16 protein-coding genes and 1 pseudogene are annotated in these 15,263 nt (G+C 64.4%); 2 read left to right on the top strand and 15 right to left on the bottom strand.

The window, feature by feature from the left end:
* Nucleotides 1-909: 909 nt before the first annotated feature.
* A pseudogene (locus ABB30_RS00495) lies at nt 910-2,005 on the bottom strand (IS110 family RNA-guided transposase).
* A 143-nt stretch (nt 2,006-2,148) separates the two neighbouring features.
* Here ABB30_RS00495 and ABB30_RS16010 point away from each other — a divergent pair.
* Nucleotides 2,149-2,571: a hypothetical protein gene (locus ABB30_RS16010; protein WP_152980472.1), complete on the top strand. Its 423-nt coding sequence runs from the start codon at nt 2,149-2,151 to the stop codon at nt 2,569-2,571.
* 191 nt (nt 2,572-2,762) lie between these two features.
* On the opposite strand, the gene ABB30_RS16005 is transcribed toward ABB30_RS16010, so the two are convergent.
* The 3 genes from ABB30_RS16005 to ABB30_RS16000 form a co-directional block, all read right to left on the bottom strand.
* Nucleotides 2,763-3,488: a hypothetical protein gene (locus ABB30_RS16005; protein ID WP_152980471.1), complete on the bottom strand. Its 726-nt coding sequence runs from the start codon at nt 3,486-3,488 to the stop codon at nt 2,763-2,765.
* A gap of 105 nt (nt 3,489-3,593) precedes the next feature.
* Nucleotides 3,594-4,685 carry an IS110 family RNA-guided transposase gene (locus tag ABB30_RS00490; protein ID WP_057636280.1) on the bottom strand — a complete coding sequence of 364 codons (1,092 nt, stop codon included), beginning with the start codon at nt 4,683-4,685 and terminating at the stop codon, nt 3,594-3,596.
* Between the two features lie 90 nt (nt 4,686-4,775).
* Nucleotides 4,776-5,180 carry a hypothetical protein gene (locus tag ABB30_RS16000; protein WP_152980470.1) on the bottom strand — a complete coding sequence of 135 codons (405 nt, stop codon included), beginning with the start codon at nt 5,178-5,180 and terminating at the stop codon, nt 4,776-4,778.
* A 148-nt stretch (nt 5,181-5,328) separates the two neighbouring features.
* Here ABB30_RS16000 and ABB30_RS15995 point away from each other — a divergent pair, with 148 nt between their 5' ends.
* On the top strand, nt 5,329-5,703 hold the full coding sequence (locus ABB30_RS15995; protein WP_152980469.1) for a hypothetical protein: 375 nt from the start codon (nt 5,329-5,331) through the stop codon (nt 5,701-5,703).
* Between the two features lie 96 nt (nt 5,704-5,799).
* Here ABB30_RS15995 and ABB30_RS00480 read toward each other — a convergent pair whose 3' ends face one another.
* The 11 genes from ABB30_RS00480 to ABB30_RS00430 form a co-directional block, all read right to left on the bottom strand.
* Nucleotides 5,800-6,645: a hypothetical protein gene (locus tag ABB30_RS00480; protein WP_152980468.1), complete on the bottom strand. Its 846-nt coding sequence runs from the start codon at nt 6,643-6,645 to the stop codon at nt 5,800-5,802.
* Nucleotides 6,646-6,745: 100 nt separating this feature from the next.
* Nucleotides 6,746-7,285 (bottom strand): DUF7010 family protein, encoded by a 540-nt coding sequence (locus ABB30_RS00475; RefSeq protein ID WP_057636277.1) that lies wholly within the window; start codon nt 7,283-7,285, stop codon nt 6,746-6,748.
* A gap of 73 nt (nt 7,286-7,358) precedes the next feature.
* The gene (locus ABB30_RS00470; protein ID WP_057636276.1) at nt 7,359-9,443 is read right to left on the bottom strand and encodes a TonB-dependent copper receptor; all 2,085 of its coding nucleotides are present in this window, start codon (nt 9,441-9,443) and stop codon (nt 7,359-7,361) included.
* A gap of 85 nt (nt 9,444-9,528) precedes the next feature.
* Nucleotides 9,529-10,110, bottom strand: coding sequence for a DUF2946 family protein (locus ABB30_RS00465; protein WP_057636275.1), 582 nt, complete (start codon nt 10,108-10,110; stop codon nt 9,529-9,531).
* Between the two features lie 173 nt (nt 10,111-10,283).
* On the bottom strand, nt 10,284-10,589 hold the full coding sequence (locus ABB30_RS00460) for a hypothetical protein (protein WP_057636274.1): 306 nt from the start codon (nt 10,587-10,589) through the stop codon (nt 10,284-10,286).
* Between the two features lie 50 nt (nt 10,590-10,639).
* Complete coding sequence (locus tag ABB30_RS00455; RefSeq protein WP_152980467.1) at nt 10,640-10,891, bottom strand: hypothetical protein; 252 nt, start codon at nt 10,889-10,891, stop codon at nt 10,640-10,642.
* Between the two features lie 46 nt (nt 10,892-10,937).
* Nucleotides 10,938-11,189 (bottom strand): hypothetical protein, encoded by a 252-nt coding sequence (locus tag ABB30_RS00450; protein WP_152980466.1) that lies wholly within the window; start codon nt 11,187-11,189, stop codon nt 10,938-10,940.
* Nucleotides 11,190-11,560: 371 nt separating this feature from the next.
* A complete protein-coding gene (locus ABB30_RS00445; protein WP_152980465.1) occupies nt 11,561-13,138 on the bottom strand; it encodes an FAD-binding oxidoreductase in 1,578 nt (525 codons plus the stop codon).
* Complete coding sequence (locus ABB30_RS15990; protein WP_057636270.1) at nt 13,135-13,797, bottom strand: hypothetical protein; 663 nt, start codon at nt 13,795-13,797, stop codon at nt 13,135-13,137. The genes ABB30_RS00445 and ABB30_RS15990 overlap by 4 nt, the downstream gene beginning before the upstream one ends.
* A complete protein-coding gene (locus ABB30_RS00435) occupies nt 13,797-14,519 on the bottom strand; it encodes a DUF3108 domain-containing protein (RefSeq protein ID WP_057636269.1) in 723 nt (240 codons plus the stop codon). The genes ABB30_RS15990 and ABB30_RS00435 overlap by 1 nt, the downstream gene beginning before the upstream one ends.
* On the bottom strand, nt 14,516-15,022 hold the full coding sequence (locus ABB30_RS00430) for a VOC family protein (protein ID WP_161808800.1): 507 nt from the start codon (nt 15,020-15,022) through the stop codon (nt 14,516-14,518). Before ABB30_RS00430 ends, ABB30_RS00435 begins: the two co-directional genes overlap by 4 nt.
* Between the last annotated feature and the right edge of the window lie 241 nt (nt 15,023-15,263).

The following is a 15,263-nucleotide window of genomic DNA, read 5'->3' as shown; positions in this document are numbered from 1 at the left end:
CGTACTGATGGGCAACAGTTTCAGCTTGCGCATTGACGCAGCGTGGTGACGCGGGGAGTCCATTCGATCATTCAAGCCGACGTTGCTTCGCAACGCGGCTTAACTCAGATGTTAGGTCGCACATGAAGATCTGGACAGTCGTTGGTTTGAGCTTTGTTCTCCTTGGAGGGTGCGCCAGCAAGCAGGCGGCCCAGCCTCTTCCATTCTTTCCACAGGTAGCACCTCAGCCGCCCGGACTAGAAGAGATATGGCTTACCGCAGCATTCGAGGGCAGGCTCGTGGTCGAGAACGGGTGTGTAAAGGTTCGCTCGCCAAAGACACAACAAGGCAGCACTGTGCTTTGGTATCAGGGCATAGAACTGGACCGGGACAGGTTCGGCTTGTTCCTCCGTAGCTCCCACACCGGCAACGTTACGCGCTTCAATGTTCCGGCAAAGTTTGGCGGAGGCGCTGCGTCGGAGGAGTACATCGAGCGTGATTACCCCGAGGTGGCGCGCCGTTGCGGCCCTCCTTATGCTTTTGGGTACCCGGCTGATGACTAGGGCGCGCCCTAACAATTCCGTAAGGAGCTTCCCGTCAAATCCTGGCGGCACGATGTTGTGAAGCTTCAGCTTCACGGCATGTGATTCTTGATTTTCCATCCTGCTGAAACTTTTTCTTCAACCCGGCAAACGGGAGCGGTTGCATTCGTGTATTCGGCTTTGTGGTGGGCTTTCCCGAGCCATCATGGAATCCGCGGAGCAGGGCCAGACGTTCAAACGATCACGAAGGATCAGAATTGTTATCGGCTTGGCTGTTTCGGGGACCGACACGCTTGCATGAGTTGAGACGATGCAACAGCAGAACGGGTGAGCGGTGTTCGGCGTATTTCGGTATTTCGATGCGGCAGCGAGGCGGTTGAGGGGGGAGTCAGCCAGCGCGTTGTTCGCGCTGGCTGAGGTGGCCTGGATCAAAGCTCGCGCCGTGGGCTCGGCGGCCCATAGCTGCGTACGGTTTTGTTGGCCAGGGCCACCACGGCCTTGTTGTGGCCTTTGCGCTCAGCCAGTGCAAGGGCCCATTGCTGGGTGCGGTCCAGAGGCAGGCCCCGTTTTCGCGCCAGGCAGGCGCTGATCAGTGCCGAGCGTGCACCATGGATCAGCAAGGTACGCAGATACACATCGCCGCGTTTGCTGATACGCCCAAGTTTGCGGCTGCCGCCACTGGAGTATTCGCGTGGCGTCAGCCCCAGTGCGCTGGCAAGGTGCCTGCCACTGGGGAAACGGGTGAAGTCGCCAATGCCTGCGCTCATCGCCGTGGCGGTGATCAGCCCCACACCGCTGGCGGCCATCAAGCGCTGGCTGCGCAGATCGCACTTGGTGATGTCGGCCAGCTGCTTCTCGATATCGGCCATTGCCTGCTGGCAGGAGGCGATCCGCTCCAGCATGCCGGCCAGCGCATGGCGCAAGTCCATCGGGATATCGTTGTCGCCATCTTCCAGCGCCTGCAGGACGGCAGGGCGTACGCTGCCGGCACCGGCCGGGATGGCAAGGCCGAACTCGCGCAGCAACCCGCGCACCGTATTGATTGCGGCGGTGCGCTCGGCCTTGTGGTGTTCGCGGATGCGGTGCAGGCCCTGCGTGCCCTGTTGCGCCGTGGTTTTTACCGGCACCGGGCGGATATCACCACAGCGCGCAGCTTCCAGCAGGCCGGCGGCATCGGCGCGGTCGGTCTTGTTGCGCCGGACGTAGGGGCGTACATGCTGCGCCGGCAGCAGCTTCACCGAGTGGCCCAGCCGCATGAAGCGCCGCGCCCACGCATGCGCCGAGCCGCAGGCCTCCATGACAATGCTCAGCGGTGCGCGATTGACCAGGCATTGCGCAAACGGACCACGCTTGAGTCGCTTGCGCTCGACGATACGTCCTACCGCATCGGCAAATGCCAGTTCAAAAACGTCCTTGGCCAGGTCCACCGCCAAGGTAACGGCAACCGACGATTCATTACCTGCGAATTTGGTGGTAGCGTGCATGTCCGGCTCCTGGCGTAAATTTCGCGTACTGATGGGCAACAGTTTCAGCTTGCGCATTGACGCAGCGTGGTGACGCGGGGAGTCCATTCGATCATTCAAGCCGACGCCGCTTCGCGGCGCGGCTTAACTCAGGTGTTAGTCGTATGAAAACTACTCTCATGAGCCTCCCAGATTTAACGTTGCCGGATGGTCACATGGAGGTAACGGCGGTTACTTATAGAAGGCGAGAATGCCATTTGGAATTTCGCCTGGGTGAAAAGCAGTATTTGCTCGTTTTCCCTGATACTGTCGCATTCCGCGTTATGGACGAGAAAGAGCTAACAGAGTTCTATTCGAAAAATGTTGAATACAGTCTTTTTATTCAGGGTTCGGTCGTTTTTCGCGTAGAGGCTGGTGGTTGGCGAGGACAGAATGCGCATCTGGATTCTGGAATTAAGGATGGCTACTTCGTGAATGGGAAAGTTGCGGAATATGTTGTGCCTAGCGACTATGAGTGTTTGAACATAATTTCGGCTGCTCCTGAGCTAAAAGAGATAACTCACGATACCTTAAGCGTCGGCCGCTAAATTAAAGTTAGATTGAAGAAAGGGTTCAGTGGCAGGCCGTTGCGAGATTAAAATTCAATCAGGTGACAATTACTGTGGTAGCGACTAACCATTCATTCAAGCCGACCCGCTAAAGCGGTCGGCTTAACTCAACGTTAGAGCCCGCGCTTAAGATCATGGACAAGGAAGCAAGCAGACTACTTCGTTCACTTCTAGATCCGCGCATTACGGAGTTCGTTGACTGGCGTAAGTTCCTGTCTTCTCCGAAGTTCTTGGCAATTGGACAGGATCAGATTGATCACTTCGTAAAGCACGGAGACTTCCGCTACATCAAGCTCGTGCTGGATCAGTTCATGGGCCACAAATCGTTCAAGCCTATGTTGCTTTGGTTCTGCGATTCTGCGGGATTGGATTACTCCTTTTCCGGCGCAGACCTGGTGCTTAAGCGCGCCTCTAGGACTCGGATCTTGGAGGGAGACCTCAAAGCCTACATGGCTGCATACACGGGCACAGCCAAGGATGTTGGTGGGATTGTTCCAGCCAAACCAACGCGGCAACAAGTAGTGGCCAAACTTTTCAACCCAGAGGGGCGGCGTGGCGGAAGTCCATGTGTCCAAGGTGGAGCGCCCGGCCTCGGAAAGCGGAGTTAGCATTGCTTTCGGGGCTGACTCTAACAATTCCGTAAGGAGCTTCCGTAAGGAGCTTCCCGTCAACTCCGGCAGCACGCTGACCTTGCCTTTCGCTTTCAGGCTTTGCGTCTGCCTGGTTTTTGCTGCATTTGATTCAATCGATGCGACAGGCTTCAAGCATTGCCAGACAGCATTTCCGTAAACGGTCTTGTGGGTTTGATGCATCCAAACCGGACCAAGGTAAAAACGCACGCCCAGGCCTCGCTCATCCAACGGTTTCGCCCATGCAAGGGGGATCAGCCTTCGCATGCAATGGCGCCAACTTGTTAGTCAGGCTCTCTTCGGGGCGGTCTGACCGCTTGTTACCTGTGTCGCTGCCGGCATTGAATTCATTGCGTTGAAACGGTTTAAAGCTCAGGCGACGATGGCTTTTTTGCGTGATCGCTGCACCATCGGATGATGCAGCCATGCCTCGCTATTGTAGTCCTCGCCTCGTCGTAGCATCGCCCACAGTTGCCGCGCATGTTTGTTGGCGATGGCGACCAGCACTTTGCCAAAGGGCAACCGGCTTGCCAGCGACGTGATCCATATCTGCTCGGCAGTTGCTGCCTGCGCGTTGGCCAGCTTGGCTTGCTGCAGGCAACTTCGTGCACCCTGTATCAGTAGCGTGCGCAGATAGTTGTCGCCCCGGCAGCTGATGCCGCCCAAACGCGCCTTGCCGCCACTGGAATGCTGCGTGGGTGTCAGGCCAAGCCAGGCAGCCAGCTGCCGTCCGTTCGCAAACTCATGCCCGTTACCGATACTGGCCACCAGGGCATCGGCGGTCAGTGGCCCCACGCCAACCAGCTGCTGGGCACGCACGCTGCGCTCATCCGCCTTGGCATGTGCGACAACCCGGCGATCGATCGCAGCAATCCGCTGTTTCACCTGCTGCCAGTGTGCGTACAGGTCGTCGAGCAAGGGCAGCAACGTGTCCGGCAGCTGGGTCCGGAGTTGGTCATTGGCCACTGCCCGCTGCAGCGCGCTATCGCTTCGGGCAATGGCCAGGCCGAATTCGGCCAGGAGCCCGCGCAGTCGATTGGCGATGGCCAGGCTTTCCACCTTGTAGCCCTCGCGCACGCGATGCCAGCACAGGCGTGCCTGTTGGTCGACATCGTTGACCGCAACAAAGCGCATGTTGCCCTGGTGTGCAGCGGTGGCAATCGCCTCGGCATCGTTGCGGTCATTCTTGTTGCGGGCGCTTTTGCGGAACGGTGTCACAAACTGGGCAGCGATGAGCTTTGGTGTCAGCCCGTGACGCAGGCACAGCCGTGCCCAGTGGTGCGCGCCGCTGCACGCTTCCATGGCCACGACGCTTTTGGCAGGTAGTTGGGCCAGGTAGTGGAAGAAGACATCACGCCGCAGTTCCAGCCGCCGGATGACCTGCCCGCTGTGGTTGGTTTCGCAGATGGCAAAGACCTGCTTTGCCAGATCCACGCCGACCGTTTTTGTGGTTGAATCAGCCATTGGAGACTTCCCCTCAATCTGATTGTGGTCCAACTCAATCATGGCACTCGATGCCGGCGGCCTTGGCCGCCAGAGCGGGAAGTCTCCTTTTTACTCGTTCAAGCCGCACCGCTTCGCGGCGCGGCTTAACTCTGGCGTTAGGCCGCTTACGAGAAAACCATGCCACTCGGGGAAATCGCTAGTGATGCTCTTGGAGGAGTTGCCCGCGTTGTCGGTCGCATCCTTTTCGAGGTCTTCTTTGAGTTCATCATCCAAGGCACTGGCTACGTTCTTGTCCGCACCGTGAGGCCAAAAACAGAACCAGATGACACTGTTTGTGCTGTTGTGGGCTTGCTTTTCTGGGCGGCAGTTGGCGTAGGCAGCTACTTTGCCTATCGCGCAGCAGCGGCCTAACAATTCTGTAAGGATCTTCCCGTCAACTCCGGCAGCACGCTTACCTTGCCTTTCGCTTTCAGGCTTTGCGTCTGCCGGGTTTGCTGAAATGGATCGGTTCAATGCTACGGTCCCCGGGTATTTCCAGGGTAAATCCGGCGCGCAGAATCCGCTTTTCCAACAGTAATATCAAAGATCGATGGCCGGCCATCGTGGTCTGGTAGGGTATTCAAGCCGCCATCTCCTGGCGGGCTCAACCAAGGATTCATGCATGTCCAGAAAATTGCTCGTTGTTGCCATGGCTGTAATCACTTCTGGCTGTGCCACGACTATTGCCAGTGACACAGCGCAGCTTCGTGGCCATTACACATGGGGGCATGAGGTGCGCACATTCCGACCATGCGGTTCCAGCCAGTCATTCTGGGTGGTCGGCGATGCGGCATTGATCCAGCCTCTGCAGGATATATCCGCCTCCTTGGCCGAGAGCCGCGGCAAGCCCTACCCGCCAATTTACGTTGAGGTTTCTGCCATTGCACAGGGAAAGGCCAGGGATGGATTTGCCGCTGGCCATGACGGTGTGTATCGCTTCACCAGTATCCAGGGGATCAACAGCCAGAGCCCGGCCGATTGCCCGGCAGATGACTGAGGCCCCATCCACGCCGGAGCGCAAGATCCCTCACCGCGCTGGGTACTTGGGCCGATGAATCAGGGGGCTGTCGGCCGTCGGTGCCCCCCCCGCCGCTCAATGCAGGCGGTGGCTGCCGGCCGGGGCGCTGATGCGGGCCAGCGGGGTGTCGGCCTGGGGCTTGGCGCTGGCCAGGTAATTGGCCGGCAGGATGTGCAGCTTGGCCAGCAGGGCGAACCAGGCGACCTGGGCGGCGGCCTTGGTGTCGTGGCCCGGGCGTTCGATGCAGGCGTTGATGCGCTCCATCCAGATGCTCAGCAGCAGCGGGTTGATGTACTGGTAGATGCCGTACAGGGCATCGGGCATGCCGGAGAAGAAGCCGAAGAAGCTGATGATGTCCTGGTCGGCGGGGCTGGGCGGCTGCCAGCGGGCCAGGTCGGCTTCCATGCAGGCCGGGCTGAAGAAGCTGGCCATTTCCAGCAGGGCCGGGGCCACGTGCTCGAGCAGCAGGCGTTCGGTATCGGCTTCGCCAAGGTAATGCAGCGCCGACAGCGGCTGGCCGTGCTCGTCCACCACGGTGAACGGGGTGCCGTCCTGGTGGCTGGCACTGGCAGCGGTGGCCAGCAGGGTGTTGACCGAGTTCATGCACAGCAGCTCATGCACGGCATCGCACTGCGGGTTGTCGCAGGGGTGCACCAGGTGCACACACAGGGCCTCGGTGCTGGCCGGGCCCTGCTGGGCACGTTCGCGCAGCAAGGGGGCGCAGTGGTCCTTGAACAGGTCGAACAAGGCCTGCTGCTCGGTTTCCGAGGCCAGCAGGGAGTCCAGGTCGGCCGGGCCGGCGGTGGTGATGCTGCCCAGCAGCTGGTCAAAGGCCGACACCCGCAGTTCGGTGCGGCCACGGCGGCTGCCGGCCACGGTGAGGGACAGGGGGCCTAGATCAAACTGGACAACATCAGACATGGTGCGCTCGCTCGGCCTCGCTGGATGAGGCAGGGCGCGTAGCTTGCCAGCTTGGGCGTTGGCAATAAAGCCGCATGCCTGCCGGTGATGGCTGGCCGGTTCAGCGGCGGCGGTAATGCTGCACGGCGCACAGGCCGGCAAACACCAGCTCGATGGCGGCCCCGGCGCTGGCAATCACCGCCGCAGGCAGGGACAAGGCAGTCAGGCCAAAGCCGACAGCCGCCAGGATCAGGCCCAACGCCCAGTACAGGGCCATGCCGTAGAGGCTGGCAAATACCAGGTAGCGGCCGCCGATGACCAGCAGCATGGCGGCGAAGAACCAGGCCGGCTGCTGCTGGCCCAGCAGCCAGGCAATGGGCAGGCAGAAGATCAGCCAGAACGTGCTGGCCCCGGCCAGGCTGCCCAGGGCATTGCCCTTGGGATGGGTGCAGGGCAGGCCCAGCAGCTTGCCCAGCACCACGCTGGCCGGGAAGATCAGGGCCCCACCGGCCAGCAAGGCCCAGATGGCGTGCTGGGCACTGCCTTGCCAGGCAATGCCGGCCGCCACCGCCCAGGCCAGGGCCGAGGCGGCGATGCCGGTCCAGCCGCTGCCATATCCGGCGCGCATCTGCGCCTGCAGCTGGGGCAGTGTCAGGTCCATCGGCAGGGCTCCTTGGCGCAAGACCCTGACGATGGCATGGCGCCTGCGCTGGTGGCAATTGGCGGCCGGGGCGTCAGTGGCGCAAGGCCAGGCGCAGCCACAGGTTGCGGCCGGGCTCGTTGATGCGCACCGGCTCGGCCGGGTAGCCGAAATCGGCACTGCCGGCCAGGTTGAGGTGCTCGGCATAGGCCCGGTCGAACAGGTTGTCGATGCCGGCGGTCAGCTGCAGGTGGTCGTTGATCCGGTACCCGGCATTGAGCGAGAGCACGGCAAAACCGGCGCTGGGGCCGATGTCGCGGCTGGTGACATTGCCCTGGCCGGGGCTGGTGCGGTTCTGGGCGGCCACCGCGCGCAGCAGGGCGCCGGCGTTGAAGCGTTCGCCCTGCCAATCGGTGGTCAGGCGCAGCTCCAGCGGCGGCATCTGCGCCAGCGGTGCGTGGCCATCGGCCAGCCGTCCCCAGGCATGGGCCAGGGTGGCGCCGCTGCGCAGGCCATCGCGCCATTGCCAGTCGATGCCGGCTTCGGCACCGGCGATGTGCACATCCACGTTGTCGGCGCGGGTCATGCCGCCGGCCAGGTAGTTGAAGCGGATGTAGTCGCGTACCTGGCCGGCATAGGCCGACACCCATCCCTGCAGGCGTTCCCCCTGCCACTGCAGGCCGGCGTCGAGCTGGGTGGTGCGCTCCGGCGCAATGCCGGCAAACGCGTTGGCGCTGCCTGCCGGGCCACGGTTGGCCGAGAACAGCTCCCAGTAATCGGGCATGCGGCTGGCGTGGCCCAGGCCGGCGTAGAGCTTCAGGCTGTTGTCCAGATCACGCTCGTGGCGGACGAAGGCGCTGCCCAGGGTTTCATTGCGGCGTTGGTTGGCGGTGGGGTTGGGCATCGCCATGCCAGCGTGGCCGCTGGTGGCGGTGCTGCGCAGGTCGCGGGCGCGGTGTTGGTCGATGCGCAGGCCGCTGATCCAGCGGCTGTCGGTGCCGTGCCCGGTGGTGAGTTCGGCAAACAGGCCGGTATGGCCGAGCAGGGCATCGGCCACACGCGGCTGGGCGCGCCAGGCATCGCGGCCCATGCCACTGCGGCGGCGGTGGGTGCTGGCCTGGTGGTCGGCACCGGCGATGAAGGCTACATCGTCCCACTGCCATGTCAGTGCCACGCGGCCACCGGCGGTGCGGCGGTCGGGGTTGGAGCCCATCGGCATGGGCATGTTGCTGGCCGGGTTGGGATCGCGCAGGGAGTAGTTGTCCATCACGTGGTCGGCGCGGTTGACGTAGGCGCTGGCGTGGATGGATTGCAGCACCGGGCCGAGGTTGTCGCGCTCGATGCGCAGGCCCAGGCTGTCGCGGGCAAAGGCGCTGCCGTCCATGCCCCGGCCGGCATAGCGGGCGCGGGCATCGCCGATGCCGGCATTGAGCTCGATCACCGTATCGGCGTCGGGTGTCCAGCCGATGGCAGCCTCGGCATTCCACTTGTGCCAGGCCCCGGCCACGTCCTGGCCATTGCCGTCGCGGTAATCATCGGCCTCGGAGCGGTTGCCACCCAGGCGCACATAGCCTCGAGCATTGCCCAGGGTGGCATCGATGACCTGGTCGTTGCGCTGGTTGGAGCCGGCCAGGGCGCTGGCATTGATGCGGCTGGCGGGGGCTTCAAAGCGTGGCACATCGCGCTCGAAACGCACCGTACCGGCACTGTTGCCGGGCCCCCATTGCACGCTCTGCGGGCCCTTGGTCACGGTGAGGGCATCGAAGGTGTCCGGGCTGAGGTAGGACAGCGGGTTATCCATGCGCGAAGGGCAGGCGCCGGCCAGTGCGCCGTTGTTGGCCACAATGCCCAGACGCGAGCCGAACAGACCGCGCAGCACGGCATCGCCATTGGTGCCACCGTTGCGGATGGCGGCAAAGCCGGGAACGGTCTTCAGGTAATCGGCCCCGTCACTGGCCGGTACCGGCTGGCGCGGCAGGCGCGGATCGGTTTCCCAGGTCAGGGCGGCACTGGGCGCGCGGGCAGTGACGACCACGCGGTCCAGGGTATCGGCACGGGTATGGGCGTGCGGGCCGGCCACGGCGTGGACGGTGGTGGTGGCCAGCAGGGCGGGCAGGGCAAGGGAAACAGCAGCAAACAGCGGTGCGCGCAGCGGCAGCACCGGGAAGGATCGGGACATGACAGGCTCATCGAAAGACGGACAACGGCACGGCAACCGCGCACGCAGTGGCGTGCCGGCAGGCCGGGGCGGGAAGGGGGTGTTGTCAGGCGATGAGGGGTGGGCCGCGGGCAGCGTGGGCTGGCCAGGGCTGGCGGGTGGTCCGGTGCAGGGCAGCACCGTTCGGGCGCAGGCCGCCAGCGGCCGGGACCAGCAGCAGCCACAGCAGGGCCGCGATGACGGCCAGGGCACGTGCGGCGATCAGGCAGTAATCACAGGCTGCGCCGTGGTCGGCGTGGGGGTTGGCCGCGGGTTGCGCGTGATCCGCAGCGATGGCCCCGGCCGTGTACGTGTCCTGCACGGAGGCGGACGAGGCCAAAGCCGGCGCGTGGTGGGTGGGATGGCCGGCCTGGGGGGCATGGCCGGGAGGTGATGGCGTTGCAGCGGGTGGCTTGTGTGCGCTGGCTGCTGTGGCGACCTCGGCAACCTGGCCGTGCATGGCGTGATGTTTGCTGCGGGTATCGGCCCCATGGCCTGCCGCGATCTCCTGCACCGGGCCGAGGGCCTGCAAGGTGTAGCTCACCACCGGGGCGATGGCCATCAGCAAGGCCGAGGCCATGGCCAGCCACAGCCAGAACCGGCTGGCCCAGCCACTGCGCGGGCCACGCGCAAGGCGCGCGCAACGCACAAGTTCGGCAGCAAGGGCAGGGACAACAGGCACAGGCAGGGCAATCAAACGATAACCGGGCCATTGTCCGGCCCGGCCCCGGCGCAGATAAGTGACAGGTTGTCGCAGTATCGGCAGTGCGGGTATACGCGCAGCCCTCTGCCCAGCGACCAGCAGCAGGGCTGCGCGTTGGCTCAGCCGATGATGCCCGGGTCACCCGGCAGGGTGGGGGCCAGGCCGGGGCGATTGCAGGTCACCTGACCGGTAACGATCCAGTACGGCCCTGATTGGGAGTAACTGAAGCTCTGCACGCCGGGAAAGCCGAAGGTGCACAGCTGGTTGGCCTGGTCGATCAGGTTCTGCCAGGCCTGGTCGGTCGTGTAGCCATGGCCGTGGATGGTGTAGGAGCCACCGATGGACTGGGCATGGCCGAGCATGGGCAGCGCGGCCAGCAGCAGGCCGCCCAACAGCGCGAAACGGGTCTTGTGGATGGTTTTCATGGTGTCCTCAGCGGGTTGTATGCAAGGCGGAATGCAACGGGGTGCGGTTATCAGCCGCCGGTGCAGCTGACCCAGGCGTATACCTCGTAGTAGCCGCTGGGCTGTGGAGCGATCTGGATGTTGGTGATGTGGGCATGCCGGTCGCTGCCGCACATGGCGCGTGCCTGCTCCACCATGTCCAGACGCGCTTCAAGCGAGGTCTGGCCGTAGCCAACCACCGGGAACAGGTTGGCCTGTGCCAGTGCGATGCCAGGCAGCAATGCGGCCAGGCAGGCCAGGCTGCGATACAAGCGTTTTTTCATCGTGGTGCTCTCCATTGCCAGGGGGCGGTCAAGTGATGTGGGCCACTCAGTTCCAGGGATCGGAAGGAGAAAGCCCCTTGCCGCACTGCGCCTGGGCCACGGCGATCACCCCGCCGGCAATGCTGTGGTAGGTGATGCTGCTGATGTAGCCACCCATCGGGCAGCGGTTGTTGATCTGCTGCAGCACGTTTTGGTAAGCGGTTTGATGGTTGTAGCCGGATCCGGAAACACTGAAGGCCATGGCACTGGCCGGGGCCAGCAGGGCGAGCAGGAACAACGGGGCGTAACGCTTGCGCATGATCATCTCCTTGGCTGGGATGCAGACACGTTCAGGCGGACAGCGGTGAGGGCCGGTGTTGCTGGGTAATACCGGCATACCCGGGTGGTACTGGGACGCCGCAGTGGGCATGGCCAAGAACAGGACACGGCTGGACCGGTAACGGCTGCATGCTTTCCCCCTGTGGTGCGGCCTGAGGCGGCTGCATTGGCTGGCCGGGTGGCCGGCAACTGGACGCTAGTCGATGCAGCAGGCGCAGTGACGCGGTCGGGAGGAAGAATTTGCGTTTCGCCAAGGCGGTCTTGTAGCCGCCACCAATTCCGTCACAGCCAGGGTGTGACCGAGCATGTCAACGCTGCCGCTCAGGCTGGGTGGCAGCCGGGCGTGCGTGCCTACAGGCCGAGCACGCCGGGGTTCATGCGCCGCTGCGGGTCCAGGCGTTGCTTGATGTCCTGCACCAACTGGCGCGGGCCGGGGGCGAGGTTGTCCAGATAGGGGTAGGTGCGGCCGATCTGGTTGGAGGCTGCGCCCAGCGAGGCGAACAGGGCGCAGGTCTGTTGGCGCAGCTCGGCCACCAGGGCGCGGGCCTGCGGGTTGGCATCGGGCTCGCGCAGGCGGGCGCGGGCTTCGGCGGACAGGTGCGGGGCGTGGGTGGGCTGCCACTGGTCATGCCAATGGAACACCGCCTCGAAGCTGAAACTGTGGTTGAACAGGGCCGAACACAGCCAGGTCACGCGTACGCCATGGGCGGCCAGGGCATCGGCATGGCGGGCGATCAACGCCTGGTGGGCGGTGATCAGTGCCGGTGCCTGGGAGTGGGCCAGCTTGCAGTTCAGTGCCGCCCAGCGCGATCCCGTGGCACCGAGCACCGCATCCAGCCCGGGGAACGGGTTGGCGCGGGCGATGCGCGGCACGCTGGGGGCAATGGCCACGCCAGCGTGGGCCTGGGCCAGGCGGCGGGCACGGCCCAGGTCATGGGCAATGGCGGCAGGGCAGTTGCCGGCGGCGATCAGGTGCAGGCTGAAGGCATTGGCCGGCACGGGCGTGCGGCCACCGGCGGCCAAGGAGGCCAGCGCACGCAGTTTGCCCACCGCGCCGGGGCTGGCGGCACACACATGGCGGGCGGCATTGAACGCGGCCTGCAGCGAGCGCTCGCGTTCCAGGTTCATGGCCATCGCGGCCGGGTCCAGCACATAGGCCTCTTCGGCCAGGCCCTCGCGGGCGATGGCCGACAAGGCGCGGCCCGCAGCGGCGAAATCGGCAAAGGCGAAACTGGCCGGGGCGCTGTGTGCCGGTGTGCGGATCAGGCGCAGGGCGGCGCGGGTCTTGATGCCGAAGGCGCCGCCGTCATGCAGGAACAGATCGGTCGGGTCCGGGCCATAGCCACGGAACACCGGTGCGGCCGGCTGTTGCCAGGCCCATTGGCCGGTATGCAGCAGCTGGCCATCGGCGGTGGCCACTTCCAGGGCCAACACGTTGTCGGCGGCACTGCCATAGCGGGCGCTGCCGAAAAACAGCGCGCCATGGCTGAGGCCGCCACCGATGCTGGCCCCGGCCCCGGAAAAGGTGCCGAAGTAGGGCGTGCGCAGGCCCAGCGGCTGCAGCGCCTCGTACAGCTGCTTCCAGCTGACCCCGGCCTGCACCACCACGTACATGTCGTCGGCATCGATGTGCTCGATCCGGTTCAGCGCCGACAGGTCCACCAGCAGGTAGGGCACGTCGATGCCGGTATAGCCGCCGGTGTAGCTCAGGCCGCCACCGCGCGGCACCAGGGCCAGGTCATGGGCGCTGGCCAGCTGCACCAGCGCCGGTACCTGGTCCACCTGCTGCGGGCAGGCCACCGCCAGCGGCAGGGCGCCGCTGCTATACAAGTCGCTGGCGGCGCGCTGCAGGCTGTCGGCATCGCGCTGCAGGTGCTGCTGGCCCAGCAGCCCGGCCAGGGCATCCAGAGCAGCGTTGTGCCCGCTCACATCGGCTTCCACACGCTGACCACCACGATGGCGGCAATGAACAGCCACAGCAGCACCAGCACGGCGGTGGCGCGCACATAGGTGCGTTCGATGATGGCGTTGCTGGTATCGCTGGGGCCTTCGCTGGCCATCACTGCCCAGGTGCGGAAGTGGCTGATCAGGGCCAGACGGATGCCCACGCCCGAGGCCATCACCCCGGCGAACAGGCCGATCTTCAGGCGCAGCCACAGCGGCAGTTCCCAGGCACCGCCGAGCAGGCCGCAGGCCAGGGCCAGCAGGGCGGCCATGAACACATAGCGCGAGCCCCGGTCAATTGCGCCCAGGGTCTTGCCGATGGCGCCGTGGCGCAGGCGGTGCACCGCTTCGACAAAGCCCAGCCAGGCCACGGTGGCGGTGCCGATGGCCCACAGCAGCGGTTCTCCACCGGGGATCATTCCGTAACCGGTGGCCAGGGAGAAGCCCAGGCCGGCCTGCAGGACCAGGGCGTAACGCACGTGCTGGTCCACGTGCATGACGTGCTCCATCAGCCGGCTGCGCTCGGCAAACGGCACATGGCGGCCATAGGAGACGTAGCGGTAGGTGCTGTTGATCACCAGCTCCGAACCGAGCCAGTAGCCGAGCACGGCGATATGCGCCACCAGCAGGACAGTGAGCAGCATCAGGCGTGTTCCTGCACGTGGTAGCTGCTCAGCTCGTAGGCGGTCTGCATGTAGCCGGTGACCGTGGCCCGCAGCAGCACGTAATCCTCATCGGCAGTGACCCACAGGTCGTACTCGGGGTGCTCCTCGGGCATGCCCACATCCAGGATGCGGAAATGGCGGGCGCGGAAGGTACCGGCCAGCACGCTGATGTCCTGCTCGCCGACATATTCGATGGACAGCTGCACCGGGTACAGCATCGGCCCGGTGGCGCCGCGGTGGTCGGGCGAGGACAGCAGCATGAAGAAGGTCTGCCGGCCCGGGCCCTGGCTCAGGTCATACAGCGACATGGCGTAGCTGTCGTTGATGATGGCGTGGTTGCCGAAGGCGCGCAGCGGGGCGTCCAGCGCATAGCGCTGGCTGACCCGGCCTTCCACCGTGGTGGTGGATTCGCACTGTGCCTCGCGGGCGTTGAAGGCGAACCAGCCCGAACCGCGGAACCGGCCGCCCACAGCGATGCGCACAAAGCACTCGCGGGGCAGGTTGGCCGCATCCACACGCAGGTTGACATCGCGCACCACGGCCGGGGCATCGTCAATTTCGCTGTGCGCGGCCAGCACGCGTGAACCGTCGCGGTGGATGTCCATGCGGAAGCTTTCGCGGCCACGCTCGGCACCGAGGCGGTGGGCCTGGTTGGAGGTATAGGCAATCGTGCCGGTGATCGAACGGGCAACACCACTCATACATCAGCTCCGGGTTGTGCAACGCTGCTGGGCAAAGGGTCGATCTGCATCAGGCTGACCGGGATGTTGTCCGGGTCATACACGATCATTTCGCGGTACAGGCCGGCCGGCGTACGTGCGCTGGCATTGGGCTTGGGATAGGCCAGAGGCGGGGTCAGGAAGCGGTAACCGCCCTGGACCAGGGCCGCGTGCAGGGCATCGAAACGGTCGGTGGCCAGCACCAGGGCCGACTGCCCGTGGGCCGGTTGTCCCAGTGGTGGCTGCAGCTGCTGCAGCGGCGTATCGCTGATTTGAAACAGGCCGACGATCACCGGGCCGTCGCTGTCGGCGGCAAGCAGGGCGATACGCATGGTGCAGGCAGGCAGCTGCAACAGGCCGCCGGCCATCGGCCCGGACAGGGTCTTTTCCTCGACGATGACCAGGCCCAGGGTGTCGCGGTAGAACGCCAGCGAGGCGGCCAGGTCACGGCAGAAAATGGTGTAACGCGAAAAAGCCAGGCTCATCGGCAGGCCCATCCGGGCTGTGCCTGCAGCAGCGCAATCGCTGCTGCCGGTCGGGGCCGGTGCCAGCTACTGGCCTGCGCTGGCCCGGGGCATTGCAACAACATCCAACGCACATCCTGCATTGCCGTGTCTCCGCCTTGCACGGCCGGTATGCCGTGGTTTGTACGGACAATCAATAGCAGGAAGAACCAGCCAACTAAAGCTGCAAGGTGTCAGTGCAGTGCAGCATGAAATGCAGGTA

This window comes from Stenotrophomonas ginsengisoli (assembly GCF_001431485.1).
In the GTDB taxonomy this organism is placed as follows: domain Bacteria; phylum Pseudomonadota; class Gammaproteobacteria; order Xanthomonadales; family Xanthomonadaceae; genus Stenotrophomonas; species Stenotrophomonas ginsengisoli.
This window is presented reverse-complemented; position numbering and strand designations above follow the sequence as displayed.

Excerpts from the sequence above, each read along its gene's own strand:
- ABB30_RS16010 (WP_152980472.1), top strand. The coding sequence starts at position 2,149 with ATGAAAACTACTCTCATGAGCCTCCCAGATTTAACGTTGCCGGATGGT.
- ABB30_RS16005 (WP_152980471.1), bottom strand. The coding sequence starts at position 3,488 with ATGCGAAGGCTGATCCCCCTTGCATGGGCGAAACCGTTGGATGAGCGA.
- ABB30_RS00490 (WP_057636280.1), bottom strand. The coding sequence starts at position 4,685 with ATGGCTGATTCAACCACAAAAACGGTCGGCGTGGATCTGGCAAAGCAG.
- ABB30_RS15995 (WP_152980469.1), top strand. The coding sequence starts at position 5,329 with ATGTCCAGAAAATTGCTCGTTGTTGCCATGGCTGTAATCACTTCTGGC.
- ABB30_RS00480 (WP_152980468.1), bottom strand. The coding sequence starts at position 6,645 with ATGTCTGATGTTGTCCAGTTTGATCTAGGCCCCCTGTCCCTCACCGTG.
- ABB30_RS00475 (WP_057636277.1), bottom strand. The coding sequence starts at position 7,285 with ATGGACCTGACACTGCCCCAGCTGCAGGCGCAGATGCGCGCCGGATAT.
- ABB30_RS00470 (WP_057636276.1), bottom strand. The coding sequence starts at position 9,443 with ATGTCCCGATCCTTCCCGGTGCTGCCGCTGCGCGCACCGCTGTTTGCT.
- ABB30_RS00460 (WP_057636274.1), bottom strand. The coding sequence starts at position 10,589 with ATGAAAACCATCCACAAGACCCGTTTCGCGCTGTTGGGCGGCCTGCTG.
- ABB30_RS00455 (WP_152980467.1), bottom strand. The coding sequence starts at position 10,891 with ATGAAAAAACGCTTGTATCGCAGCCTGGCCTGCCTGGCCGCATTGCTG.
- ABB30_RS00450 (WP_152980466.1), bottom strand. The coding sequence starts at position 11,189 with ATGCGCAAGCGTTACGCCCCGTTGTTCCTGCTCGCCCTGCTGGCCCCG.
- ABB30_RS15990 (WP_057636270.1), bottom strand. The coding sequence starts at position 13,797 with ATGCTGCTCACTGTCCTGCTGGTGGCGCATATCGCCGTGCTCGGCTAC.
- ABB30_RS00435 (WP_057636269.1), bottom strand. The coding sequence starts at position 14,519 with ATGAGTGGTGTTGCCCGTTCGATCACCGGCACGATTGCCTATACCTCC.
- ABB30_RS00430 (WP_161808800.1), bottom strand. The coding sequence starts at position 15,022 with ATGAGCCTGGCTTTTTCGCGTTACACCATTTTCTGCCGTGACCTGGCC.